This window comes from Bacillus mesophilus (assembly GCF_011008845.1).
Lineage (GTDB): Bacteria > Bacillota > Bacilli > Bacillales > SA4 > Bacillus_BS > Bacillus_BS mesophilus.
In genome coordinates, this window is the sequence record NZ_JAAIWM010000004.1 from 195989 (window position 1) to 218136 (window position 22148).

The window sequence follows — 22148 nt, forward strand, 5'->3', positions numbered from 1 at the left end:
TAGTTAAGCCTGTTCTGCTAGTAGCTTCTCTTCACTTTTCTCCTGCTCCTCACACAAATAGTGGTGAGTGATGGAAAGAAGTGCATTTCCAGCCATTAGCATGGCCCTCTCATCAAAATCAAACCTTGGATGGTGATGTGGATAACTAGCACCTATTTCATCATTTCCTGCAGAAGTAAAGAAAAACATTCCTGGTTTGTTTTGAATAAAATAGCCAAAATCCTCACTGCCCATGATAGGATCAATGTTTACCAATTGATCTTCTCCAACAGATTGTTTCATTACGTTTATAAAAACTTCTGTTTCTTTCTCATGATTTACAACTGCCGGATATCCTCTTTGATAGTTCACTTCCGCGCTTGCATGGAAGGCTGAACATACATTTTCTACAATGTGTTTAATTTCTTTTTCTATATGATCTCTAACCTCTGGATCGAACGTTCTAACCGTCCCTTTGATTTCTGCTGAGTCAGCAATTACATTTAAAGCAGCACCTGCGTGGAAGGATCCAATTGAAACTACTGCAGGTTTTAAAGGATTAATTTGTCGTGACACAATATGTTGAAGCTGATTCACCACTTGAGTTCCAATCGCGATAGCATCTACAGTTTCATGTGGTTGGGCTCCGTGTCCACCTTTCCCTTGAATCTTAATCACAAAAGCATCACCAGCCGCCATCATCGCTCCTTTTCTGTAGGCGTATACGCCATAAGGAGCATTTGACATTAAATGTGTCCCAAACACGACGTCTACTCCTTCTAAACAGCCGTCCTCAACCATTGCAATGGCACCACCAGGGGCTAATTCCTCGGCATGCTGATGAAGCAGAACAACGTTTCCATGAAGGTGTTCACGATTCTCAGATAAAACCTTCGCTACTCCCATTAGTGTTGATGTATGCCCATCATGTCCACATGCATGCATAACACCAGCAACTGTCGATTTATAAGGTACGTCCTTTTCGTCCTGAATAGGTAAGGCATCAAAATCAGCACGTAATGCGATTGTTTTCCCAGGCTTTTCTCCGCGAATTGTTCCGACTACACCTCGTCCGCCAACACCTGTTTTGACCTCGATCCCTAGAGACGTTAAATACTCAGCAATTTTCTTTGGAGTTCTTTCCTCTTGAAAGGATAGTTCCGGGTTCATATGAAAATCTCTTCTCCACTCAACCATTTGATTGTATAAATCTTGCAAACTAGCTTTCCAATTTTCTAGCAATAAGAACACATCCTTTTAGTTTTTTAAACATTTGTTTAATTATTCTAAATATACTGAAATGTATTTTTATACACCTGTAGCTGGATAATACTATTCATTTCTACAATCCCCTGGATATTACGTATTCTTTTGAAGCTAGTTGATAAATCATCTTGTGCCGGAACTGCAATCTGTGTGATGAGCTGGTACTTTCCAGAAGTGGTTGTAATAAATCTAACTTCCCTTAAGGCCTTAAGGTCTTCAATTACCTTCTCCAATGACACTAGTTCAACCTTTAATTCAATAATAGCTCCGGCTTTCACCCCGATTGCAGTAGGATTTACAACACCTACTACTTGAAGTATTTCATGATCAATTAGATTTTTGTACCTACTCCTGATTGTCTTTTCTGTCACATTCAATTGAGTGGCAATTTCAGTAAATGACATTCTCCCATCTGATGACAAGCACTTTATGATTCCCCTATCTAAATCATCGATTTGGCCATTCAAGGTAATTACCTCCTTTCGTCTAGAAGGCGTTAATCTTGGTTGTATTTCGTATAATATGTAACAAGGTTTCTCACATTTTAGTAATTAATTTGAAAAATTTTACTGAAAATGAAACTATTGTTAGTACTATAAAACAGAATTTTCTAAAAATCAATAAATTTTTAGAAAATTATTAATTTTATATTTTTTTATAAATATACAACTAGACCACACGTGTGTAAGTATGGTATATTTTGGTATCCCATAAATTCATGTGAGTACAAAGCTATATAAATATAAATATCCAAAGCATTTAATCTCCAATACCGTGATAGTCATGATAAAATAAAATTGTATAAATTATGGGATGGAATAAACAAAAGGAGGATATATGGGCATTAATATTCTCAAGAGTATACCTCGTATACTCGGGATCCTATGTTATATAACGACCATTTTATTTGTAGCGTCCAATTTTTTCCCGAGTTATTTACTTGTATATACATATAGTGTGATGGGTGCAATTTTACTGATGTTCTCTTTTTTCTATATCTCTACTGTTAACCGCCTAGTAATCTCTATATTACTAACAATTGGCAGTATAGCCTTTTTTATAAGTAACGTCCCAATTCATATTGTAATAATAGGATTTGGAGAAAATATGAACCTTTTATCCTTATTCTTATTAATCCCTTTAATTGGTACATTCATGTCGTCTGCAGGCTATTTAACTATTTTGAAGAAGAAAGTACAAGAGAGAGAAGCAAACGGGGCACAACATCCTTATAGGTTAAGTTATATTCTCACTGCGATGACAGGAGTGTTGTTAAATTACGGTGCCATTGCAATTGTCAAAAGAATATCTTCTGAAAGCTTTTCTTCTTATCATGATAAGAAATTAACATTAAACATTATGAGAGCTTTTGGTTTTTGTATGCTTTGGTCTCCCTATTTTGTAAATATTGGTCTTATTCTTGTCTTGTTTGATTTGTCTTGGTTTGATATTGGTGGATATGGATTTATATTATCAAGTATCTATCTCTTATTAAGCTGGGTTTTGTTTAGAAGAATTTCTTTCTCTGATGATCCAATCGTTCAAAGAAAAAGGGTTGTAGAACATATTCATAACCAGCAATCACTCACTCCTTTTTTTATTTTCTGTGCAGCATTGATTTTTTTATCTTTCTTGCTGGATTTCCTTCTAGTGGCCAATATGTTGACGGTGGTATCCTTACTTGCAGTAACGCTTCCGTTTATTTGGGCAATCTTCACCAATGTCCTCAAATCATTTGTGCAAGATGTTTCGGAACAGGTTCAACTAGCTTTTATTAGGTTAAAAAATGAATTAGCCGTTTTTATTAGTGCAGGATTTTTTGGTATGGCATTATCACAAACTGATATTGGTCTTCACATTTCTAACGTTTTGTTTCGTGCTTCGTTAGGATCTATATTTTTGTTAAGTATCTTTATCGTGATTCTTACTATTTCATTAGCATTGGTTGGTATTCACCCGGTTATCATTGTAATAGGAATTGGAAGCGCGCTTTCACCAGTAAAATTCGGAGTAAGTCCTGAATATATGGCAATGATTCTACTCATAGCCTGGACAACAGCAACTCAAATGTCACCTTTTTCAGGGCAGGTATTAATGACTTCTCGACTGATGAATGTTCAGCCCATCGCGATCATAAAACAAAATATTCTCTTTGCTATTCTGTTAGCATGGATTTTAACGACCGCAACCTATATTTTTCTGCTTTTAGGTTGGCTATAAAAACTTTCCTAAAAAGTGAACTCAAGGCACAAACAACTGTTAAGTTACCCTTTCATAAAACTTATCCTTTCTTTACAAGTAAATAAAAAGCCTACTTAATTGGTAGGCTTTTAAAATGGTTTTACTTTTTCAATTGAAATCAAAAACGAAACTCAATAATACCCTGTAACAAAACATCATGAATTCTATCAAACAGTTAAAAAAGAAACAAATTCACCTTTTCATATAGGTTGGCAGCACTAACCTAATGAGGCTTATTATTATTTCACAATAAGTACTGGGCAATTAGCACGCTTCGCAACTTTATGACTTACACTTCCTAGAACAAATTCTTGAAGACCATTTAAACCCCTACTCCCAATTACAAGAACATCAAAACCTTGTTTATTGGCGTAATCAACAATAGTAGGGCCGGGTTCACCGTGAAGCATCTCTAATACATAAGTTACTCCAGCATTCTTCGCAATTGTTTCGATTTCCTTTACTCGTTCTTTTCTAACACCTAAAACATCAGGAGAATTCCAGTTAGATAATACATCAGATTTAGCGCGAGATGAATTAATTACATACACGATTACAACGGTTGAGTCGGGACTGCATGCTGCAATATGAAAAGCATGATCAGCGGCTCTTTTGGAATGCTCGGAACCGTCTGCTGCTAACAATATTTTATTATACATTTACATCCCCCTTTGTATATGAATTACATACTCCTCCACTTACAAAACAGCTTCACCCAAGACTTAGCTTGTCTCTTTTAGATACTGTGTAATTTCTTGAATTTGTGCTAGATGTCGTTTTTCATGGAAACCGATAAATTCAATCCATTGTGTTAAGCTTAATAAACCAAATACCGGGTGTGCAAACGATTTTTTGTCGAAATGATCTTTATGATCACTATTTGCAACCTGAGTAAGAGCCTCTCTGGACTGTATTAACTTATTCTTTATATCTACTAACGTTATAAATTCATCTGATGGTTCAATGTTTGAAGGGGCCTTAACTTTTCTAGATCGATCAACTGTAAATTGTATAGGTTTGGGGTCCGCTGATTCGCTAGATTCATTGAGTAACTCTTTCTTAATGGAATTAGTAACCAATCGTTCAATTAAATATAGATGTTCTAGATTTTGCATGATTGACCAACTAGTATCATCCAAACGTTCATTTAATTGTTCATCAGTGTATTCGCTTACAATTTGTAACAATTCTTCCCTTACTTGGTTGTTGTGATCCACTTAAACTCCCCCTCAATGATTGTGAATACTTTTTATTATGGCTGTGTTAAACCTTGTTGTTGATTTTCGTTACAGGACACTCGCTTTCCGCGGGCGAGTCCGGGAGCCTCCTCGGCGAAATGCGCGCCTGCGGGGTCTCCCGTGACCCGCTTTCCCGCAGGAGTCTCGGTCCTTCCACTACATTCAACAGTGCAAAAAATGAGCACTGTTCTTTAACACTGCTTTTATTATAGTAAATTATACCATTCTAATATATAAAATGTTCTATAAAATTATTTATCTAAAAGAATATAGTAAACCTGAAAAGGTAGAACATTGTTCCTATTGTAGTTTAACGAAGTTCTATTTGATCAAGCTGGTCTTAAGCACGCGGTTTATATAGTTGAAAAAAACTTATAAAAAAACTACCAGCAATGTGTACTGGTAGTCTTAAATACTATTAAATAAATCGATCGAAAAACTCAAGTATGGTTCGGTTAACTTTAATTTCATTTTCTTTCTTCGAGAAACCGTGCCCTTCATCCTCTAGCACTAAGTATTCTACGTTAACTCCCTTATCCTGAAGGGCTTTTACAATTTTATCTGATTCAGCCTTTACAACACGTGGATCATTAGCTCCTTGAATAACTAGCATTGGCTTTTTCATATTTTCTAAATATGTGATTGGTGAATATTCTATTAACTTCTCTTTATCTTTAACTGGATCTCCAACCCACTGGTTCATGATTGGCTTCCAGTGCTCAGGTACAGAGTCGATAAATGAGAATAAATCACTAGGTCCAAAGATATCAACAACTGCTTTAAAATACTCTGGGTGACGCCCATGTAAAAGTAAAGCCATATAACCGCCAAAACTACCACCCATTAAAAGGATTTTATCACGGTCTGCATATCCATTTTTAATTAACCATTCTAAGCCTTCAACATTATCAAGTCTTGGACCATATCCCCAATCGCCTTCTACCATTTTCATAAAGGATAACCCATAATCTGAAGAACCACGGAAGTTAGGTGCAAACAGACTATAGCCGCGATTCACTAAAAATTGAAATAACGCACGAAATGATTTACGTTCAGACGCTTGAGGTCCTCCGTGAGGCCATAAAATCACATGACCATTGCTAACTTCTTCCTTAGCTTTGAAGAACAAGCCCTCAATATCTAGTCCATCAAAAGAAGGGTAGGAGATTACTTCCGGCTCCACTAACTCATTCTTAGCAACACCTGGTACTGCTAAATTTGTACAAGCTAACCACTCTTGATCGGCATCAGAACGTTTATAAATATTTAATGGGCTTGTTGCAGAGCGGCCAAGTATATATAAGCTACCTTCCTTTGTCACTACTAGCTTTTCAATAACACTTACTGGTTTATCAATTACTGTTAACTTTCCATCAGTCAAATCATATTGATAGAGCACATCCTCTACACCCTTAGAGCTTGTGATGAAAAGTTTGTTTAACTTTTTATTAAACTTCAAGCTTGATAGATCTTCCTGATCAACTGCTAATACTTTTGTAAATTCATTATTTTTGGTATCAAATTTAGCTAGATAGCTATTATCATCTTCGAAATTTGTTAACAGATAAATTTCCGTATCACTTGTAAAAACAACACTTGAAACAGTATGCTGCTGTTCAGTTGGTGGAGTTAATAATACTTCTTTTCCATCTATCTCAACATAAGCAAGTGTATATGTATTTGCAAAAAGCCTTTGATAGACAAATAATCTTTCATTAGGGCTAACGTCTACTAGAAAAGTTGCTGCCTTCTCTCCCTCGTTAATCATTTCTTCACTGTCAGTTTCAAAGTTATAACTGTAAGTGTTTAAATAGGTTGGATTCCCTTTAGTCGAGGTATAATATAGTGTTTTTCCGTCTTTTGATAAAATAGGATTCATGTGACGCTGTCCAACCTCTACACGTAGTTCCTTCAATTCACCACCATGAGTTTGAAGTGCGTATAACTGTGTGTTTTCATCTCCATCTTGATCAAATCCAGCAACGATAAATCTACCTTCATGGTCATATGTAAGCTCTTGATTACTCTGATTTATAAAAGTTAGCGGGTATGGAAACTGATTTGGTAAATCCATTGCCCAAAGGTTATACTTTCCACTTAAGTTTGTACTTAGAATCAGCTGCTTTTCATCGGGACTTACAGCAAAATTCTGAATTGCATACGTCTTGAAGAAATTTTCAACATCTGGTTTCTTGAAATTAATCATCTAATTACCTACTTTCATAATGGAATTTACACCTTTAAATTATACGACAAAGTTTTCTAATTTCCTTGTATATTATTTCGGAATCGGAAATATCACCAATGTCTATGTATATAATTTACAGAATTAAACATTTTTCTAAGGTGTTGGTCAATCTCTTCATTTACTCATATGAATACCGTTAAAATTTAAAAACCTTATGACCATGAATCACTTTTACTATACTACTTATTACCAAAAATTACCATTACAAAACAAAAAAAGAATGCTATTCCATTGAATAGTATTCTTACATAGACTAAATAGGATGAACTCTTAATGATTTTAACTAATATAGAAACATTCTATTACTAATTAAGAAATAGGGCATCTTTAGTAATTTATATAAATCAAAAGATGTTTGTATATCCGAGTCTCGTTGATATTTTAAGTCCGATTTCTCTCATTTTCCCCTGTACTTGATCCATACGCTCCGCGGTCATTCTAGTCGTCGGACCTGAAATACTGACGGCAGCAATCGCCTTACCTAAATGATCAAAAATAGGAACAGCGATACATGAGATTCCCGGTTCATTTTCTTCTAAATCAAGTGCATAGCCTTTTTGCTTAACTTGAGTTAACTCCTTTAGAAATAAATCTTTATCGGTGATGGTGTTAGTTGTATGAACAGGCAAACCCTTACGTTCTAATATGTTGATTACATCATTTGAAGGTAGATTTGCTAGTATGACTTTTCCAACAGATGTACAATGCATAGGTGCTCTTTTACCGACTTTTGAATGCATACGAAGTGTTTCTGTTCCTTCGAGTTTCTCTATATACACTACTTCACCTTGATCGTACACGACAAGATGAATCACTTCATTGGTTTCCCTCTCAAGCTCCTGTAAATAAGGACGTGCTTCAGTTCTTAGGTCAATCGATTCTAAAAGCTTTGAACTGATTTCCAAAAATTTATATCCCAGCTTATATCGTTCTGTTTCTTTGTCTTGTTCAACATAACCGTATTGAACTAATGTTGAAAGAATTCGATATACAGAACTTTTGTTAATGTCAATCTGCTTCGCAATTTCAGTAACACCTAATCCACCTTTTCTTAAAGAGACTAGATGAATAATATCTAATGCCCTACTTACGGATTTAACCATGTTCTCTCTTTCCATCAATATCACCTCTAGCAAAATCACACAAATAAATAATCCTAGTGAGATTTTACGTTTTTCTGTACCTTCACAAAAGAATTTCTTAACGTTCCTATTTCCTCTATCTTACATTCAATAACGTTACCTTCACCAACCATTTCTGCACCAACAGGACTTCCCGTTAAAATTACGTCCCCGGGTTTTAATGTCATTACATTTGATAGATAGGAAATCATTTTTCTAATAGGAACAATCATTAAGTCTGTTTCACTATTTTGTTTTTCAACTCCATTGAGATAAGCCTCTACTTTAACGTTAAATGGATCAAGTTCTGTTTCAATAACCGGACCTAAAGGAGTGAATGTATCGAAAGCCTTACCAACTGTCCAGTGTCCCGCTTCATGAAAAAACTGAGGTGCTGTTACATCATTGCCCACTGTATAACCAAAGACATAATCCAATACCTCAGCTTCTGAAATGTTCTTGGCTTCCTTTCCAATGATAATCGCAAGTTCTGATTCAAACTTCACTTCATCAATTCCATCAGGGATGATAATTTCATCCTGTGGACCAATTACTGAAGAAGTGGGTTTAAAGAAAAAAACGGGTATCTTAGGAAGTTCAGTTGGTAAATCTTTTACATTTGTCACAAAGTTCGCACCAATACCAATAATTTGATTTGGTACTAATGGAGCTAGGAGTTTCACTTCATCCAACTTATATGTATCACCTGTATATTCCCATTTAGAAAAAAGATCCCCTTTTACTACGTTAACTGTGTCCTCACTTATTACTCCTGTATAATGTTCGTTATTAAGTGTAAATCTAGTGAATTTCATTAGATTAATCTCCTCTCAGTTTAAAACGGGGGCATACTATAATGCCCCCATTGTTCTTTACTTTTGAACACGACCCTTTGATTTTGCCTCAATACGTCTTCTATGAAGAATAGGCTCTGTATAACCATTCGGCTGATTATACCCCTCAAACACAAGATCACAAGCAGCTTGGAATGCAACTGATTCATCATAATTTTGACCCATAGGACGATATTCAGGATCATTTGCATTTTGCTCATCAACTACCTTTGCCATTCGCTGTAAGGTTTCGAGCACTTGTTCTTTCGAGCAGATTCCATGATGTAACCAGTTCGCAACATGCTGACTTGAAATTCTTAAAGTTGCTCGGTCTTCCATTAAGCCGACATTGTTTATATCGGGTACCTTAGAGCACCCTACACCATGCTCCACCCAGCGAACTACATAGCCTAGAATACCTTGTGCGTTATTATCTAACTCCTGCTGAATTTCTTCTTGACTCCAATCCGAATTAACTGCAACTGGAACTTCTAAAATTGCATCAGTTAAATCACTAGATTGCTGAATTAATTGATTTTGAACTTGCTGCACATCAACCTGATGGTAGTGAAGTGCATGTAGTGTTGCAGCTGTAGGAGAAGGAACCCACGCTGTATTTGCCCCGGCATTAAGGTGTCCAATCTTTTGTTTGATCATTTCTGCCATCAAATCCGGCATTGCCCACATCCCTTTACCAATCTGAGCTTTACCTTGGAATCCAGTCGCTAAGCCAACAAATACGTTAGATTTCTCATAACCTTGCAGCCAATTGGTTGACTTCATATCATTTTTTCGAATCATTGGTCCAAGCTCCATTGATGTATGAATCTCGTCTCCTGTACGATCTAAGAAGCCAGTATTAATAAACACTACACGTTCTTTTACCTGACGAATACAAGCTTTTAGGTTTAGGCTAGTTCGACGTTCTTCGTCCATAACTCCTATTTTTAGCGTATTGCGAACTAAACCAAGAAGATCCTCAACACGATCAAACAGTTCATTAGCAAAAGCAACTTCCTCGGAGCCATGCATTTTAGGTTTTACGATATAGACAGAGCCCTTGGGAGAGTTTTGATACGGACCATTGCCTAGAAGTGAATGCTTAGCAATTAAGCTCGTTATTACCGTATCAAGAATACCCTCCTGTATTTCCTGTCCGTCTCCATCTAAGATCACACTATTGGACATTAAATGACCTACGTTACGGACAAACATTAGAGATCGTCCTGGTAAAACAAACTCTTCACCGTCTGGAGAAGAATAGGTTCTGTCAGGGTTCAGAGTACGGGATACCGTTTTCCCACCTTTTTCAAAGGTTGATGACAAGTCACCTTTCATTAGACCTAACCAGTTTCGATACACGATTACCTTATCCTCAGCATCAACAGCCGTAACGGAGTCCTCACAATCCATTATGGTAGTGATTGCAGCCTCCATTAAAATATCCTTAACTCCAGCATCATCTGTTTTACCTATAGGATGTTGACGGTCTATTTGAATTTCAAAATGAAGTCCATTGTTTTTTAGAAGTATAGATGTTGGATCTCCCGGCTCACCTTGAAAGCCTACAAATTTAGTTTCGTCAGCAAGAGTGGTTGATACACCGTTTGACAGAGTAACAAGAAGATTATGTTCCACCACTGCATACTGAACTACATTGGTGTGTGACTGCTCTTTTAACGGAACGACAGAATCTAAAAATTCCCTTCCATATTGAATGACCTTGTCTCCGCGAACAGGATTATAGTTTCCTTCACGAGTCGCTCCATCTTCTTCACTAATTGCATCGGTTCCGTACAATGCGTCGTAAAGGCTTCCCCATCTAGCATTTGCTGCGTTAATTGCATAACGACCATTATTGACTGGTACCACTAACTGAGGTCCCGCCTGTAATGAAATGGAATCATCTACATTTTCGGTTGTAATCTCAAAATCATCTACTTCAGCCTCTAAATATCCAATTTCGGTTAAAAACGATTTATATTCTACAAAACTAAAAGTCTCTTTATTTTCTTTATACCAAGCATGAATCCTGTTTTGCAAATCATCCCGGCGAGCTAATAATGCTTTGTTCTTCGGAGTTAGTTCTGACACTAATGCTTCTAATCCATCCCAAAAATGTCCTTGTTCCACCTGGCTTCCTGGTAGAACTTCACCATTTATAAATTCATAAAATCCTGAATCAACTTGAAGGTTCCCTACTTTTACGTACTGACTCATGAAAACTTCCTCCTTAATTGTTTGTTATTGCAAAACAATGTTTCTGATTCTTCTAAAAAAATAATACCATGTATAAAGAAGTAGCTACAACAGCATTTTTTATATAATAGGAGAGGACGTTTTCTCTTTAAGTTCCTGCTTAATTTCTACACAACGACCGGGACTTGGAAAAAGCTTGCCGGCATTTAATAGATTATTAGGATTAAAGACATCACGAATATTTGTTTGGGATACGATCTCATCATCGTTAAAAACAAATCTCATTTCTTCTCTTTTTTCTATCCCCACCCCGTGCTCCCCCGTAATTGTACCACCGGCATCTGCACAAACTTGTAAACATGCACTACCCGCTTTCAGTGCCTTCTCCGTTTCCCCGGGTTTTCTTGCATCAAATAGAACCAAAGGATGAAGGTTACCATCTCCAGCATGAAAGATATTAGCAATACGTAGGCCAAACTCAATACTAACCTGATTAATTTTATTGAGTACTTCTGGCAATTTACTTCGAGGAATTACTCCATCTTGTACTAGATAATCCGGAGATATCGCTCCCATTGCACCAAAACCAGTTTTCCGATTTGCCCACCACCTGCCTCTTTCTTGCTCATCAACTGCTACCTTAACTTCTCGAACATTTCTACTTTTACAAACAGCTAATATTTGATTGATCTGTTCATCAATCCCCTCTGAAATTCCATCCACCTCAATTAACAATAATGCCTCAATATCCTTTGTGTGTCCTACTGGGAAAGCTGCTGCCTCAACACCTTCGATAGCAATTTTATCCATCATTTCTAGTGCAGCAGGTACAATCCCATTTGAAATAATATCTGATACGGCTTGGCTTCCATCCTCAATTCGATCAAAATAGGCTAAAACTGTTTGTTTGGCTTCTGGATTCTTTAAAATTCTAACCGTTATTTTAGTAACAATTCCAAGCGTCCCCTCTGAACCAGTTAAAAGGCCGAGTAAATCATATCCTGGTGAATCTGGTATCCCATATTGACCGATCTCGATAATCTCTCCATCCGGAAGCACTACCTCTAGCCCTAAGATATGGTTCGTTGTAACTCCGTATTTTAAGCAGTGTGCTCCGCCTGCATTCTCTGCAACATTCCCTCCGATCGTACAACAATATTGACTAGACGGATCAGGTGCATAATAATAGCCTTTATCAGAAATTGAGTTTGTTAGCTTTAAGTTGACAAAGCCAGGCTCGACAACAGCTCTTCTATTCTCTAAATCTACACTTAATAAACGTTTCATCCTAACTAGACTTATAATAACCTCACCATTTAATGGGATCGCCCCACCACTAAGACCTGTTCCGGCACCTCTAGCTAAGAAAGGTAAATGATGTGTAGAACAGTACTTAACTAGCTCTGAAACCTCTTTCGTATCTTTCGGAAAGACCACGGCCTTTGGCAGATGTTTATGGAGGGTAAATCCATCGCAATCATAAGCCATTAAGTCTTCCTTATGATAAAGAATAGATTTAGAGCCACCCACGATATTACCTAGGTTTTGAATATGCTGATCTTTAACCTTAAAGGCTTTACTAATCACTGATCTCCCTCCCTTTCATGATTCTCTTTTTGATAGGCCCAGTCTAATAGCTGAACCGTATGCACCACTTGTTGGTTACTTCCATATTTCTGGACTCCAATCGCCATTTGTAGCATGCAGCCTGGATTACCCATTGAGATCATCTCTACATCCTCAGGTACATTCTCCATTTTACTCGCAAGTACTTCACCTGCCATTTCAGGATTCGTAATATTATAGATTCCTGCACTTCCACAGCAACGATCAGAATTAGCCATATGAACCATCTCTACTCCTGGGATATTAATCAGTAAATCTCTTGGCTCTTGTCGTACTCCCTGGCCGTGAGCTAGATGACAAGCATCATGGTACGTAATTCTTTTATTTAATTCTGCTTTTGGTTTTTCATAACCTGTTTCAAACAGGTACTTGGAAATATCCTCGACCTTTGCTGAAAACTCAACTGCTTTTTCATGCCACTCTCGGTCCTCCCTAAATAGCTCGGGATAATCCTGAAGCATACACCCGCAGCCTGCCGCATTTACAATCACTTTTGTAGCATCTTGAAAGGCACCAATATTCTGTTTGGCTAGCTTTCTTCCAGTGTCACGGTCTCCAGCATGCACGTGTAAAGCACCACAACATGTTTGATTTTGCGGAATCACTACATCATTTCCATTACGAGTTAGGACATTAATTGTCGATTCGTTTATATCACTAAACATAACGTCCATCACACACCCAGTTAAGAAGGAAACCTCTCGTTTTGATATTCCTTTTGCTTTAATTACTTGTTCGTTTTTATACTTCTTTCGAACAGATTGTTTCACTTCAGGCATGACTGCTTCCATATCGACAAGATGTTGCGGCATTACATTAATTAAGCCTGACTTTCTAACAACTTTTTGAATTCCACTCTTTTGATAAAACTTTAAAAAACTAGCAAAATTATTCAAGCGATTATGATGAGGAAACAACTCTTGCAGAAATAACTTATTTACAGCACCCTTCCATCCCTTTAATGGCATTGCCTGACGGATCTGACCTCGCGCCTCTTCAATCAGTCCACCTACATCCACATCAGCGGGGCACGCTGTTGTACAAGCACGGCAATCTAAACAGGCAAAGACAGGATCCATAAACTGCTCATTTACTTCAAGTTTTCCTTCAGCAACCGACTTTATTAAATGAACACGTCCCCTAGGTGAATGCTGCTCCTGACCAGTTAATTCATATGTAGGACAAGACTCTAAACACATCCCACAATGGACACAGTCTGCCCATTTTGTTTCATCTGGATGATCGCTCCATAGATAGTTACTCAAGCTTTTCGTTGTACAAGGTGGCTCCTGCAACAGCTCATGCTCACCACTGCTCATGTTCATAACCCTCCCACAAACCGTTTATGATTTAACACATGATTAGGATCCATCTTTTCCTTAATACTCTTTATTAAGAAAAAATATGAAGGGAGATCACCCCATATATTTGTTGTCTTTCGTAAGTGATAGGGTAAATGCTTAACAATTGCATACCCACCATAGCTCTTGGCTAATTCTCTTAGTTGATGGATTGCTGATAGAACATCTAGTTCAGCACCGTTGATATGCACAAAGCACAAGCCATGACCTAACCCACCATGAGCTTCAATCGAAACATTGTTTACGTCCTCTAATGTCTGGCATTTTCGCAGTATATGAATAACATCAAGATTAACAACACCTATTTTTAATGAAGCTTTAGTATCCTGTACCTCAAATGAATAAGGATCTGGACCAATGCTGTAAAAAGTTGACCAAAAATTAGCTGCCTCTTCTTTTTGTAAGACTAATAGTTCTGTTCCTACTGGAATCATTTTTGAAATCTGACTAACCTGATACTGAACAGAACTTTCTACATCTTCAAAACTTATAGCCAGTGTAAAACGGTTATGATCTATTAATCTACTAGTTAACGATGGATTCAATAATTCTAATGAAATGGGCTCTAATGTTGTATCCAACAACTCTATAACAAATGATTTTATCAAATCAAAATCTTCATGCGTAAAGCTAACTAACACAAGATTTTCATCCTTAGTAATGGGTCGAAGCTTTAATGTTATTTCAGATACAACAGCCAAAGTACCCATCGAGCCTATAAATAGTTTATTCATATCATAGCCAGCTACATTCTTAACTACTTTTCCACCTGAACGAATGATAGAACCATCAGCGTAGACTGTTCTTAATCCAATTACAGCATCTCTAGCTGAACCATAACCAAGCCTTTTGGGACCGCTTTCATTGGAAGCAATAATTCCCCCTATTGTTGAACGTTCAGGCCAAGAAGGATCAAGTGATATTTTTTGATTAAACTGAGCCAAATACTTCTGAATTTCCCCAAATGGTGTTCCTGCTTTAACGGTTAGAGTCATGTCGCCTATTGTATGCTCTACTACACCTCTATAGTGAGATAATGATAGGAGCAAATCAGCATTTTCAATTACTCCGCCAAAGCCTCTTTTTGTTCCACCACCCATTATAGAGATGGATAGTTTATGCTGATTGGCAAACTTTAAAACATTCGAGATTTCCTCCTCAGTTGTTGGAAAGACCGTAACAGCGCCACCGTTTCCGAGTGGGTGCTTGTCATTCTTTTCTGAGATTTTGGCCTCAGAAATGAATGTTTTTAATTCAGTTAAACACTCTGTAACCATCATAAAAACACCTCCCGTTGCGTAATAACAAACAGCGTTTCTGAATTTAGATAAAAAAAGAGGGTGACTTATTATATTTACCTAAATTAAACCACTAGTTCCAATAATTTTCAATGATTTTTTCGAATATAACAAAAATTCCAACTCTTCTTAGCTCCTTCTACTTTCAAATCTTCATACTAAAACCCAGCTCGAAAATTTTAGGTCATGCCTTGTCAAGCTGGGGTTTAGCAAAAAAATAAGGTTGTTAAATAACGGATTACTCTAATCCTATGTTTTAGAGCCATCTGTAAACACTAGTATTTCTTCATAAAGTGCTTGAGCATCAGAATAGCCTAGTTCAAATAGTTGAGATAATTTTGTCTGATTCCTTTCAATAGAGCTGACAGGGAGTTCTTTACTTGGTTGAATAATAAGTGCCTGATTATTTTCTTCTTCTTTCTTTAGGTGACTAATCGTTTCATTATAAATCTGGTGGCGTCTCTGAAGAACCTCATGTATTTTTGGGTGCCATTTATATCTTAATAATGATGACATTCTACTCGGTTGTTTGTTTTCCTTTGCTGGCTTTGTAAGAATTACAATGTTTTTTTGGTTTCCACCTCTTGTGATTTCTTAATCGGTATTGGATCAGCAATACCTCCATCAAGTAAGATCTTATCCTGATAACTTACACTTGAAGAAATAAATGGAACGGAGCTCGATGCCCGAATGATTGTTAGCATATTCCTACCGTGGTCTTTTTTATTAAAATAAATGGGCTGGCCCGTTTGGCAATCTGTGGTTCCGACTAGGAACTCTTCTGATCCTTCTATAAATGTATCAAAATCGAAAGGGACAAGTCGATTAGGTACCTCATCAAATAAAAAGTCCATCCCAAACATCTCTCTTTTTCTAAGTAAGTTTCGCCATGAAAGGTACCTCGGATCTTTTACTAGATCTATATTTACCTTTTGGTTACGACCTTTTTGGCGAGATAAATAAGACGCAGCCATACAAGCTCCAGCCGAAACACCGATTACATATGGAAAATATAGTTCTTTTTCCATAAAAAAATCTAGAACACCCGCTGAATAAAGACCTCTCATCCCACCGCCTTCTAACACTAACCCGACCTGATCCATGTAAAAACTCCTTTTATTCTTGTATTTTTAATTTCCCCCTCAAAAATCTTCATTGAAATACACTTTATACGAGAGCAATTGGGAGCCTTACCTTAAATTGTATTTAAAAAGAAGTTAAAAAAGAGTAGAAAAACGTAAGTTTTTCTACTCTTTTTTATTATTTCATAAAATGTTCATTTACAAACGCCATAACTTCTTCTGACGTACTCATTGAAAGTATTGTATGTTTATGTTTTGAGATTTCCTCTTTGGAAAGACCCTTTAATTGTGAACGTGCCGGCAATATAGAGGTTGCACTCATACTAAACTCATCAAGCCCTAAGCCTAGTAGTAATGGAATGGCAATTGGATCTCCTGCCATTTCTCCACACATTCCTGCCCATTTCCCTTCTTTATGTGCAGCCTCAATGACCATATTAACTAAACGAAGAATAGCAGGATGATATGGTTGATACAAGTATGACACCTGTTCGTTCATACGGTCAGCGGCCATTGTATATTGAATAAGATCATTCGTTCCAATGCTAAAGAAATCAACCTCTTTTGCAAATTGATCTGCAATAATGGCACTTGAAGGAATTTCAACCATCATTCCAATTTCAATACTGTCTGAAACCTTTGTTCCTCCCGCTACAAGCTGGTCTTTTTCTTCTAATAAAATGGTCTTAGCTTGACGGAATTCATCTAGTGTTGCAATCATCGGGAACATAATCTTCAAGTTCCCATATACACTTGCTCTTAATAAAGCGCGAAGCTGGGTACGGAAGATGTCTTGTTGCTCTAAACAAAGACGAATTGCACGGAACCCTAAAAACGGGTTCATTTCCTTTGGTAAATGTAAATAAGGAAGCTCTTTATCTCCACCAATATCTAATGTACGTACCACAACTGGCTTATCTCCCATGTTTTCAAGAACTGTCTTATAAGCTTCAAACTGTTCTTCTTCTGTTGGAAGTTGGTCACGGCCCATATATAGGAACTCAGTTCGATACAAACCAATTCCCTCGCCACCATTTTCTAGCACACCTTTTACATCTTTCGGTGTTCCAATATTTGCAGCAAGCTCTACATGATGACCATCACTAGAAAGTGTTTTTTCTTCCTTTAACTTTGCCCATTCGTCTTTTTGTTTTTGATAACTTTGTTGTTTTTCTTTATATTGTAAAAGTATTTCTTCAGTTGGATTAACAATTACATTTCCATCTAAACCATCAATAATGATTACATCCCCATTTTTTGTTTCCTTAGTTACACTTTTTGTTCCAACAACTGCTGGAATTTCCATGGACCTCGCCATGATCGCTGAATGAGAAGTACGACCACCAATATCAGTTGTGAAGCCCTTAACAAATTGACGATTTAACTGAGCTGTGTCAGAAGGAGTTAGGTCTTCTGCTACAATAATAACATCCTCTGTGACTAAGCTAGGGTTCGGTATACTTACACCTAATAAATGTGCTAAAACTCTCTTTGTTACGTCACGAATATCAGCAGCGCGTTCTTTCATATACTCATTATCCATGTTTTCAAACATATTAATAAACAGATCAGCAACTTCACGAAGAGCAAACTCCGGATTTAGTTTTTCATGCTTCACTTTATCTTTTATTGGCTGAATGAGTTCTGGATCATTAGCTACTAATAAATGAGCATCAAAAATAGCAGCTTTGTCAGGACCTAGTTCCTTTAATGTGTGTTCCTTTATAGCCGTTAATTCTTTAACTGACTCCTGAATTGCCTGATCAAGACGAGCAATTTCAGCTTCTACTTCAATAACCTCTTTTTTCTCAATTGTTAGATCAGGATGAACTAAATGATAAGCCTTAGCAATAGCGATTCCTTGTGAGGCTGCAATACCAGATATTGTATTTTTCATTATTCACCAAGACCTTCTTTTTTGATGGTTTCAGTTAGGGCGTCAATAGCTCCCTCAGCATCGTCACCATTTGCACTAATTGTAATCTGACTACCACTTGGGATCCCTAATGACATGACACCCATAATTGACTTCAAGTTAACAGAACGCTCATTATATTCAACCGTAATTTCACTGTTAAATTGACCTGCTGTTTGAACGAGAACTGTAGCAGGCCTTGCATGAACTCCTGATTCTGCTGTAATTTTAAATGTTTTTTCTGCCATAGTAGACATCTCCCTTTTGAGTATGATTTTTATTTATTATTTTTATATTTCGGCTCTGTTAGACCTTGTAAATTAACAGTACCTGTATTTACATAACTAACCTTCAATCTTAACTACATCTTCTCTTGTTGATACATTACCCTGTTTTTCTATGGAAACAGTTTGACCTTGCTTTAAGTTGGTGAAGATGATTGGTGTAATGATAGAAGGCGCATTTTTCTTTACAAATTCTAAATCAATCTTCAAGATCTCTTGACCCTTTTTCACCATATCTCCTTGTTCAACGAGAGCAGTAAATCCTTCTCCCTTTAAATGTACTGTATCAATTCCAACGTGAATTAAGATTTCTCTTCCAGATGAAGACTCAATTCCAATTGCATGCTTAGTTGGAAACAGGTTAACAATTTTCCCATCCACCGGGGAAACTACAACTCCAGCATTAGGTAAAACTGCAAATCCGTCTCCCATCATACGCTCCGAAAATACTTGGTCAGGCACTTCATCCAAGGGTAGAATTTCTCCCGCTAAAGGAGAAGCGTACACCTCTAGTTCTGGTTCTGTTTGTAAAGCTTCTGGATTTATTTCCTCAATTTGTTGTACTACCCCTTTTTCAGGTGATTTAGTCACTGAATGAGGTGTTTTACCATTAATAATATCTTGAATTTGAGTTTTTAAGTTATCAGAAAGAGGACCGAAAATTGCTTGGATATTGTTTCCTACTTCCAGTACTCCTGATGCTCCTAATGACTTAAGTCGATCTTTATCTACTTGCTTTTGATCATTTACGGATACACGTAATCGAGTAATACAAGCATCTAGATGTGCAATATTCTCTTTTCCACCCATTGCTTCTAAGATGTTGTAAGGTAATTCGCCTGCCTTAACAGGTTTAGCTGTGTTTTGTGATACATCTTCACGACCCGGCGTGTTTAAGTTAAATTTTCTGATTGCAAATCGGAAGCCGAAATAGTAAATAACAGCAAATACTAGGCCAACTGGAATGACAAGCCACCATTCAGTTCTTCCAGGAAGTACTCCAAATAATAGGAAATCAATTACCCCACCAGAAAACGTCATTCCAATTTTGACATCTAAGAGATGCATGGTCATAAATGATAGGCCTGCAAAAATTGCATGAATGCCAAACAATACAGGTGCCACGAACAAGAATGAAAATTCAATTGGTTCTGTAATACCTGTTAGGAAAGAAGTTAGAGCAGCTGAACCCATAATTCCTGCTACAATTTTTTTATTTTCCTTACGAGCCTCATGATATATAGCTAATGCTGCAGCCGGTAAACCAAACATCATAAACGGAAACTTCCCTGTCATAAACGTTCCTGCTGTCAATTCTGCACCTTCTCTGATCTGTTCCATAAAAATACGTTGGTCTCCACGTATTAACTCGCCTGCAGCGTTTGTATATTGTCCAAACTCATACCATATTGGTGAATAAAAGATGTGATGCAAGCCAAATGGAATTAATGCTCTTTCAATGACACCGAACATGAATGCCGATAAAGTCCTGTTTGAATCAATTACATAATATGAAAAATGATTAAGGCCAGTTTGAATTGGAGGCCACACGAGTAACATTAGAAATCCTAGTAAAACAGCTGTTGCTGCTGTAATAATAGGAACAAAACGCTTACCCGCAAAAAAACCTAAGTATGATGGCAATTCAATATTAAAATACTTCCCATAAAGATAGGCTGCGATAATACCAACAATGATTCCTCCAAAAACTCCCGTCTGTAACGTTGGAATTCCTAGAACTGTTGCATATGCTGGATCATTTACTCCCTCTGGCAATGGAAGCTTTCCTTGAATCGTTAAAATGGTGTTCATTGTTCTGTTCATAATTAAATATCCGATGATCGCAGCTAGTCCTGCGACACCATCGCCTGCCAAACCGATTGCAACACCGACAGCAAAAAGTAAGGGAAGATTATCAAAGATAATTCCTCCAGCACCCTCCATAACAATGGCTGTGTTTTGTAGCCATGTTGCTTTTAAATAGGTAGCCTTTTCTAATGTGGCGGGGTTTTGAAGAGCATTACCTAAAGCTAGTAAAATACCAGCAGCAGGCAATAACGCAACTGGAAGCATTAATGCTCTACCCACTTTTTGTAATGTCCCAAAAATTCTCTTAAACATAATAACCTCCTTATCTTCTAAGAAACTAACTGTATACATACATCTGAACCTAAAAAGCAAGAACGATCCTTCAAATCAAACAAAAAGAACAAAAAAAGGCATGAGAAAGAAGTGTATAGATCAACACAAGGGTAGGATTCCCCAAATGTCTTATCTATTACTCTTCTTCACTCATGCCTGATCGAATCAGTAACACGTTTACGAAGTTATTTCTTGATTTTTAGCTGAAAGCCTTTGCAAATGTAAGGTCAAATATACAGCCTCTGCTTCAAAGACTTTAACTTTTAATTGCTGTTGTACGATCTTTATAAGCTTCCATGCGAGATTATAGCATACAGGATATTCGGCCTGCAAGATATTTGAGAGATTTGTTGAAATACCAACATTTTCCTCTGATCGAACACGATCTAACATAAAACGAATGTGACTTACTAGGCGAACATACTGAACACCTTCTCGATCTAGGTTTGTTTTTAATGAGTCTTCAATAACCTCGACCAGTTTATGAATAAGCTGAGAATGTTGATTGACTTCGGAAAGGCGCCGGTCCGAAACCGCACTGTGAATGTGCAACGCAATAAAACCAATCTCTCCTTCAGGAAATGAAACCTCTAATTTCTCATTAATCATTTGAACGACCTCAGTGGCCACACTATACTCCTCTGGATAGAGCGTCTTAGTTTCAAGCGAGAAAGGATTCTTAATCTCCAGACCTTCCTGGAGTCTCTTAATGGCAAAAGAGATGTGATCTGTTAGCGATATTAATAATTGTTGATTTAGCTTTTTTCTTATAGAAACGGTAATGAAATGTATGACATCATTCATACATTCAATAATTTCTTCACTGACGTATGGCAGAAGTTTCTTATACTGATCTTGTTCCTTTTCACTAGTAAGAACAAAAAGTTTTTCTATTGGTGATACATCAATGCTGTTTCCTTTCGATTTATTAAAGCCAATTCCTTTACCAATTAAAACAACCTCATCTTTACCAGGAAGGCTATTTGCAATGATTACATTATTGTTTAGTACTTTCTTGACAGTATACGAACTACCCATCTGTACACCTTCTCACCTATCTTCGTAATATTCTATATCGTATAGGAAACGAATTATTCTGGTCAATAGAAATACATTCCTATGCTACTTTCACTTAGTTTTTTTTACTTTCATTAGGAGGTTATCCTTTAGCACTGTAATGAAACACTGTATGAAATCATGGCTCACTACCTCAAACATGTATTAATGGTGTTTAAAAACTGTTACACTTACAAACACTTAACTTTACTTATAACAACTTATTTGGTGCTTGCTTATTTAAAGATTCACTTACTAT

The 22148-nt window shown here is 37.0% G+C and carries 16 protein-coding genes and 1 pseudogene; 1 reads left to right on the plus strand and 16 read right to left on the minus strand.

What is annotated here, in order from left to right:
• Nucleotides 1-3: 3 nt before the first annotated feature.
• Both G4D63_RS13035 and G4D63_RS13040 read right to left on the minus strand, forming a co-directional pair.
• A complete protein-coding gene (locus G4D63_RS13035) occupies nucleotides 4-1221 on the minus strand; it encodes a M20 family metallopeptidase (RefSeq protein ID WP_163180094.1) in 1218 nt (405 codons plus the stop codon).
• Between the two features lie 44 nt (nucleotides 1222-1265).
• Nucleotides 1266-1712: an Lrp/AsnC family transcriptional regulator gene (locus tag G4D63_RS13040; RefSeq protein ID WP_163180095.1), complete on the minus strand. Its 447-nt coding sequence runs from the start codon at nucleotides 1710-1712 to the stop codon at nucleotides 1266-1268.
• Between the two features lie 370 nt (nucleotides 1713-2082).
• On the opposite strand from G4D63_RS13040, the gene G4D63_RS13045 reads away from it, so the two are divergent.
• The gene (locus G4D63_RS13045) at nucleotides 2083-3465 is read left to right on the plus strand and encodes a hypothetical protein (protein ID WP_205603843.1); all 1383 of its coding nucleotides are present in this window, start codon (nucleotides 2083-2085) and stop codon (nucleotides 3463-3465) included.
• A gap of 260 nt (nucleotides 3466-3725) precedes the next feature.
• Here the strand turns inward: G4D63_RS13045 and G4D63_RS13050 are convergent, their stop codons facing one another.
• From G4D63_RS13050 to glcT, 14 genes and pseudogenes are all read right to left on the minus strand, one after another.
• Nucleotides 3726-4145 (minus strand): universal stress protein, encoded by a 420-nt coding sequence (locus G4D63_RS13050; protein ID WP_163180096.1) that lies wholly within the window; start codon nucleotides 4143-4145, stop codon nucleotides 3726-3728.
• A gap of 63 nt (nucleotides 4146-4208) precedes the next feature.
• Entirely contained in the window at nucleotides 4209-4703 is a 495-nt protein-coding gene (locus G4D63_RS13055; protein ID WP_163180097.1) for a DinB family protein, read from the minus strand.
• Nucleotides 4704-5142: 439 nt separating this feature from the next.
• On the minus strand, nucleotides 5143-6930 hold the full coding sequence (locus G4D63_RS13060; RefSeq protein WP_163180098.1) for a S9 family peptidase: 1788 nt from the start codon (nucleotides 6928-6930) through the stop codon (nucleotides 5143-5145).
• Between the two features lie 386 nt (nucleotides 6931-7316).
• Complete coding sequence (locus tag G4D63_RS13065; protein ID WP_163180099.1) at nucleotides 7317-8090, minus strand: IclR family transcriptional regulator; 774 nt, start codon at nucleotides 8088-8090, stop codon at nucleotides 7317-7319.
• A 38-nt stretch (nucleotides 8091-8128) separates the two neighbouring features.
• The gene (locus tag G4D63_RS13070) at nucleotides 8129-8908 is read right to left on the minus strand and encodes a fumarylacetoacetate hydrolase family protein (protein WP_163180100.1); all 780 of its coding nucleotides are present in this window, start codon (nucleotides 8906-8908) and stop codon (nucleotides 8129-8131) included.
• Nucleotides 8909-8965: 57 nt separating this feature from the next.
• Nucleotides 8966-11146 (minus strand): malate synthase G, encoded by a 2181-nt coding sequence (locus tag G4D63_RS13075; RefSeq protein WP_163180101.1) that lies wholly within the window; start codon nucleotides 11144-11146, stop codon nucleotides 8966-8968.
• Between the two features lie 99 nt (nucleotides 11147-11245).
• Nucleotides 11246-12709: an FAD-linked oxidase C-terminal domain-containing protein gene (locus G4D63_RS13080; protein WP_163180290.1), complete on the minus strand. Its 1464-nt coding sequence runs from the start codon at nucleotides 12707-12709 to the stop codon at nucleotides 11246-11248.
• On the minus strand, nucleotides 12709-14070 hold the full coding sequence (locus G4D63_RS13085; RefSeq protein WP_163180102.1) for a (Fe-S)-binding protein: 1362 nt from the start codon (nucleotides 14068-14070) through the stop codon (nucleotides 12709-12711). The genes G4D63_RS13080 and G4D63_RS13085 overlap by 1 nt, the downstream gene beginning before the upstream one ends.
• A 2-nt stretch (nucleotides 14071-14072) precedes the next feature.
• Nucleotides 14073-15392, minus strand: a complete 1320-nt coding sequence (locus tag G4D63_RS13090) for an FAD-binding oxidoreductase (protein ID WP_163180103.1) — start codon at nucleotides 15390-15392, stop codon at nucleotides 14073-14075.
• A gap of 267 nt (nucleotides 15393-15659) precedes the next feature.
• Nucleotides 15660-16513, minus strand: a pseudogene (locus G4D63_RS13095) (patatin-like phospholipase family protein).
• Between the two features lie 157 nt (nucleotides 16514-16670).
• Nucleotides 16671-18389: a phosphoenolpyruvate--protein phosphotransferase gene (gene ptsP / locus G4D63_RS13100; protein ID WP_163180104.1), complete on the minus strand. Its 1719-nt coding sequence runs from the start codon at nucleotides 18387-18389 to the stop codon at nucleotides 16671-16673.
• Nucleotides 18389-18655: a phosphocarrier protein HPr gene (locus tag G4D63_RS13105; RefSeq protein WP_338023959.1), complete on the minus strand. Its 267-nt coding sequence runs from the start codon at nucleotides 18653-18655 to the stop codon at nucleotides 18389-18391. Before G4D63_RS13105 ends, ptsP begins: the two co-directional genes overlap by 1 nt.
• A gap of 96 nt (nucleotides 18656-18751) precedes the next feature.
• Complete coding sequence (gene ptsG, locus G4D63_RS13110; protein WP_163180106.1) at nucleotides 18752-20812, minus strand: glucose-specific PTS transporter subunit IIBC; 2061 nt, start codon at nucleotides 20810-20812, stop codon at nucleotides 18752-18754.
• Between the two features lie 198 nt (nucleotides 20813-21010).
• Nucleotides 21011-21871 carry a glucose PTS transporter transcription antiterminator GlcT gene (gene glcT, locus G4D63_RS13115; RefSeq protein WP_163180107.1) on the minus strand — a complete coding sequence of 287 codons (861 nt, stop codon included), beginning with the start codon at nucleotides 21869-21871 and terminating at the stop codon, nucleotides 21011-21013.
• Between the last annotated feature and the right edge of the window lie 277 nt (nucleotides 21872-22148).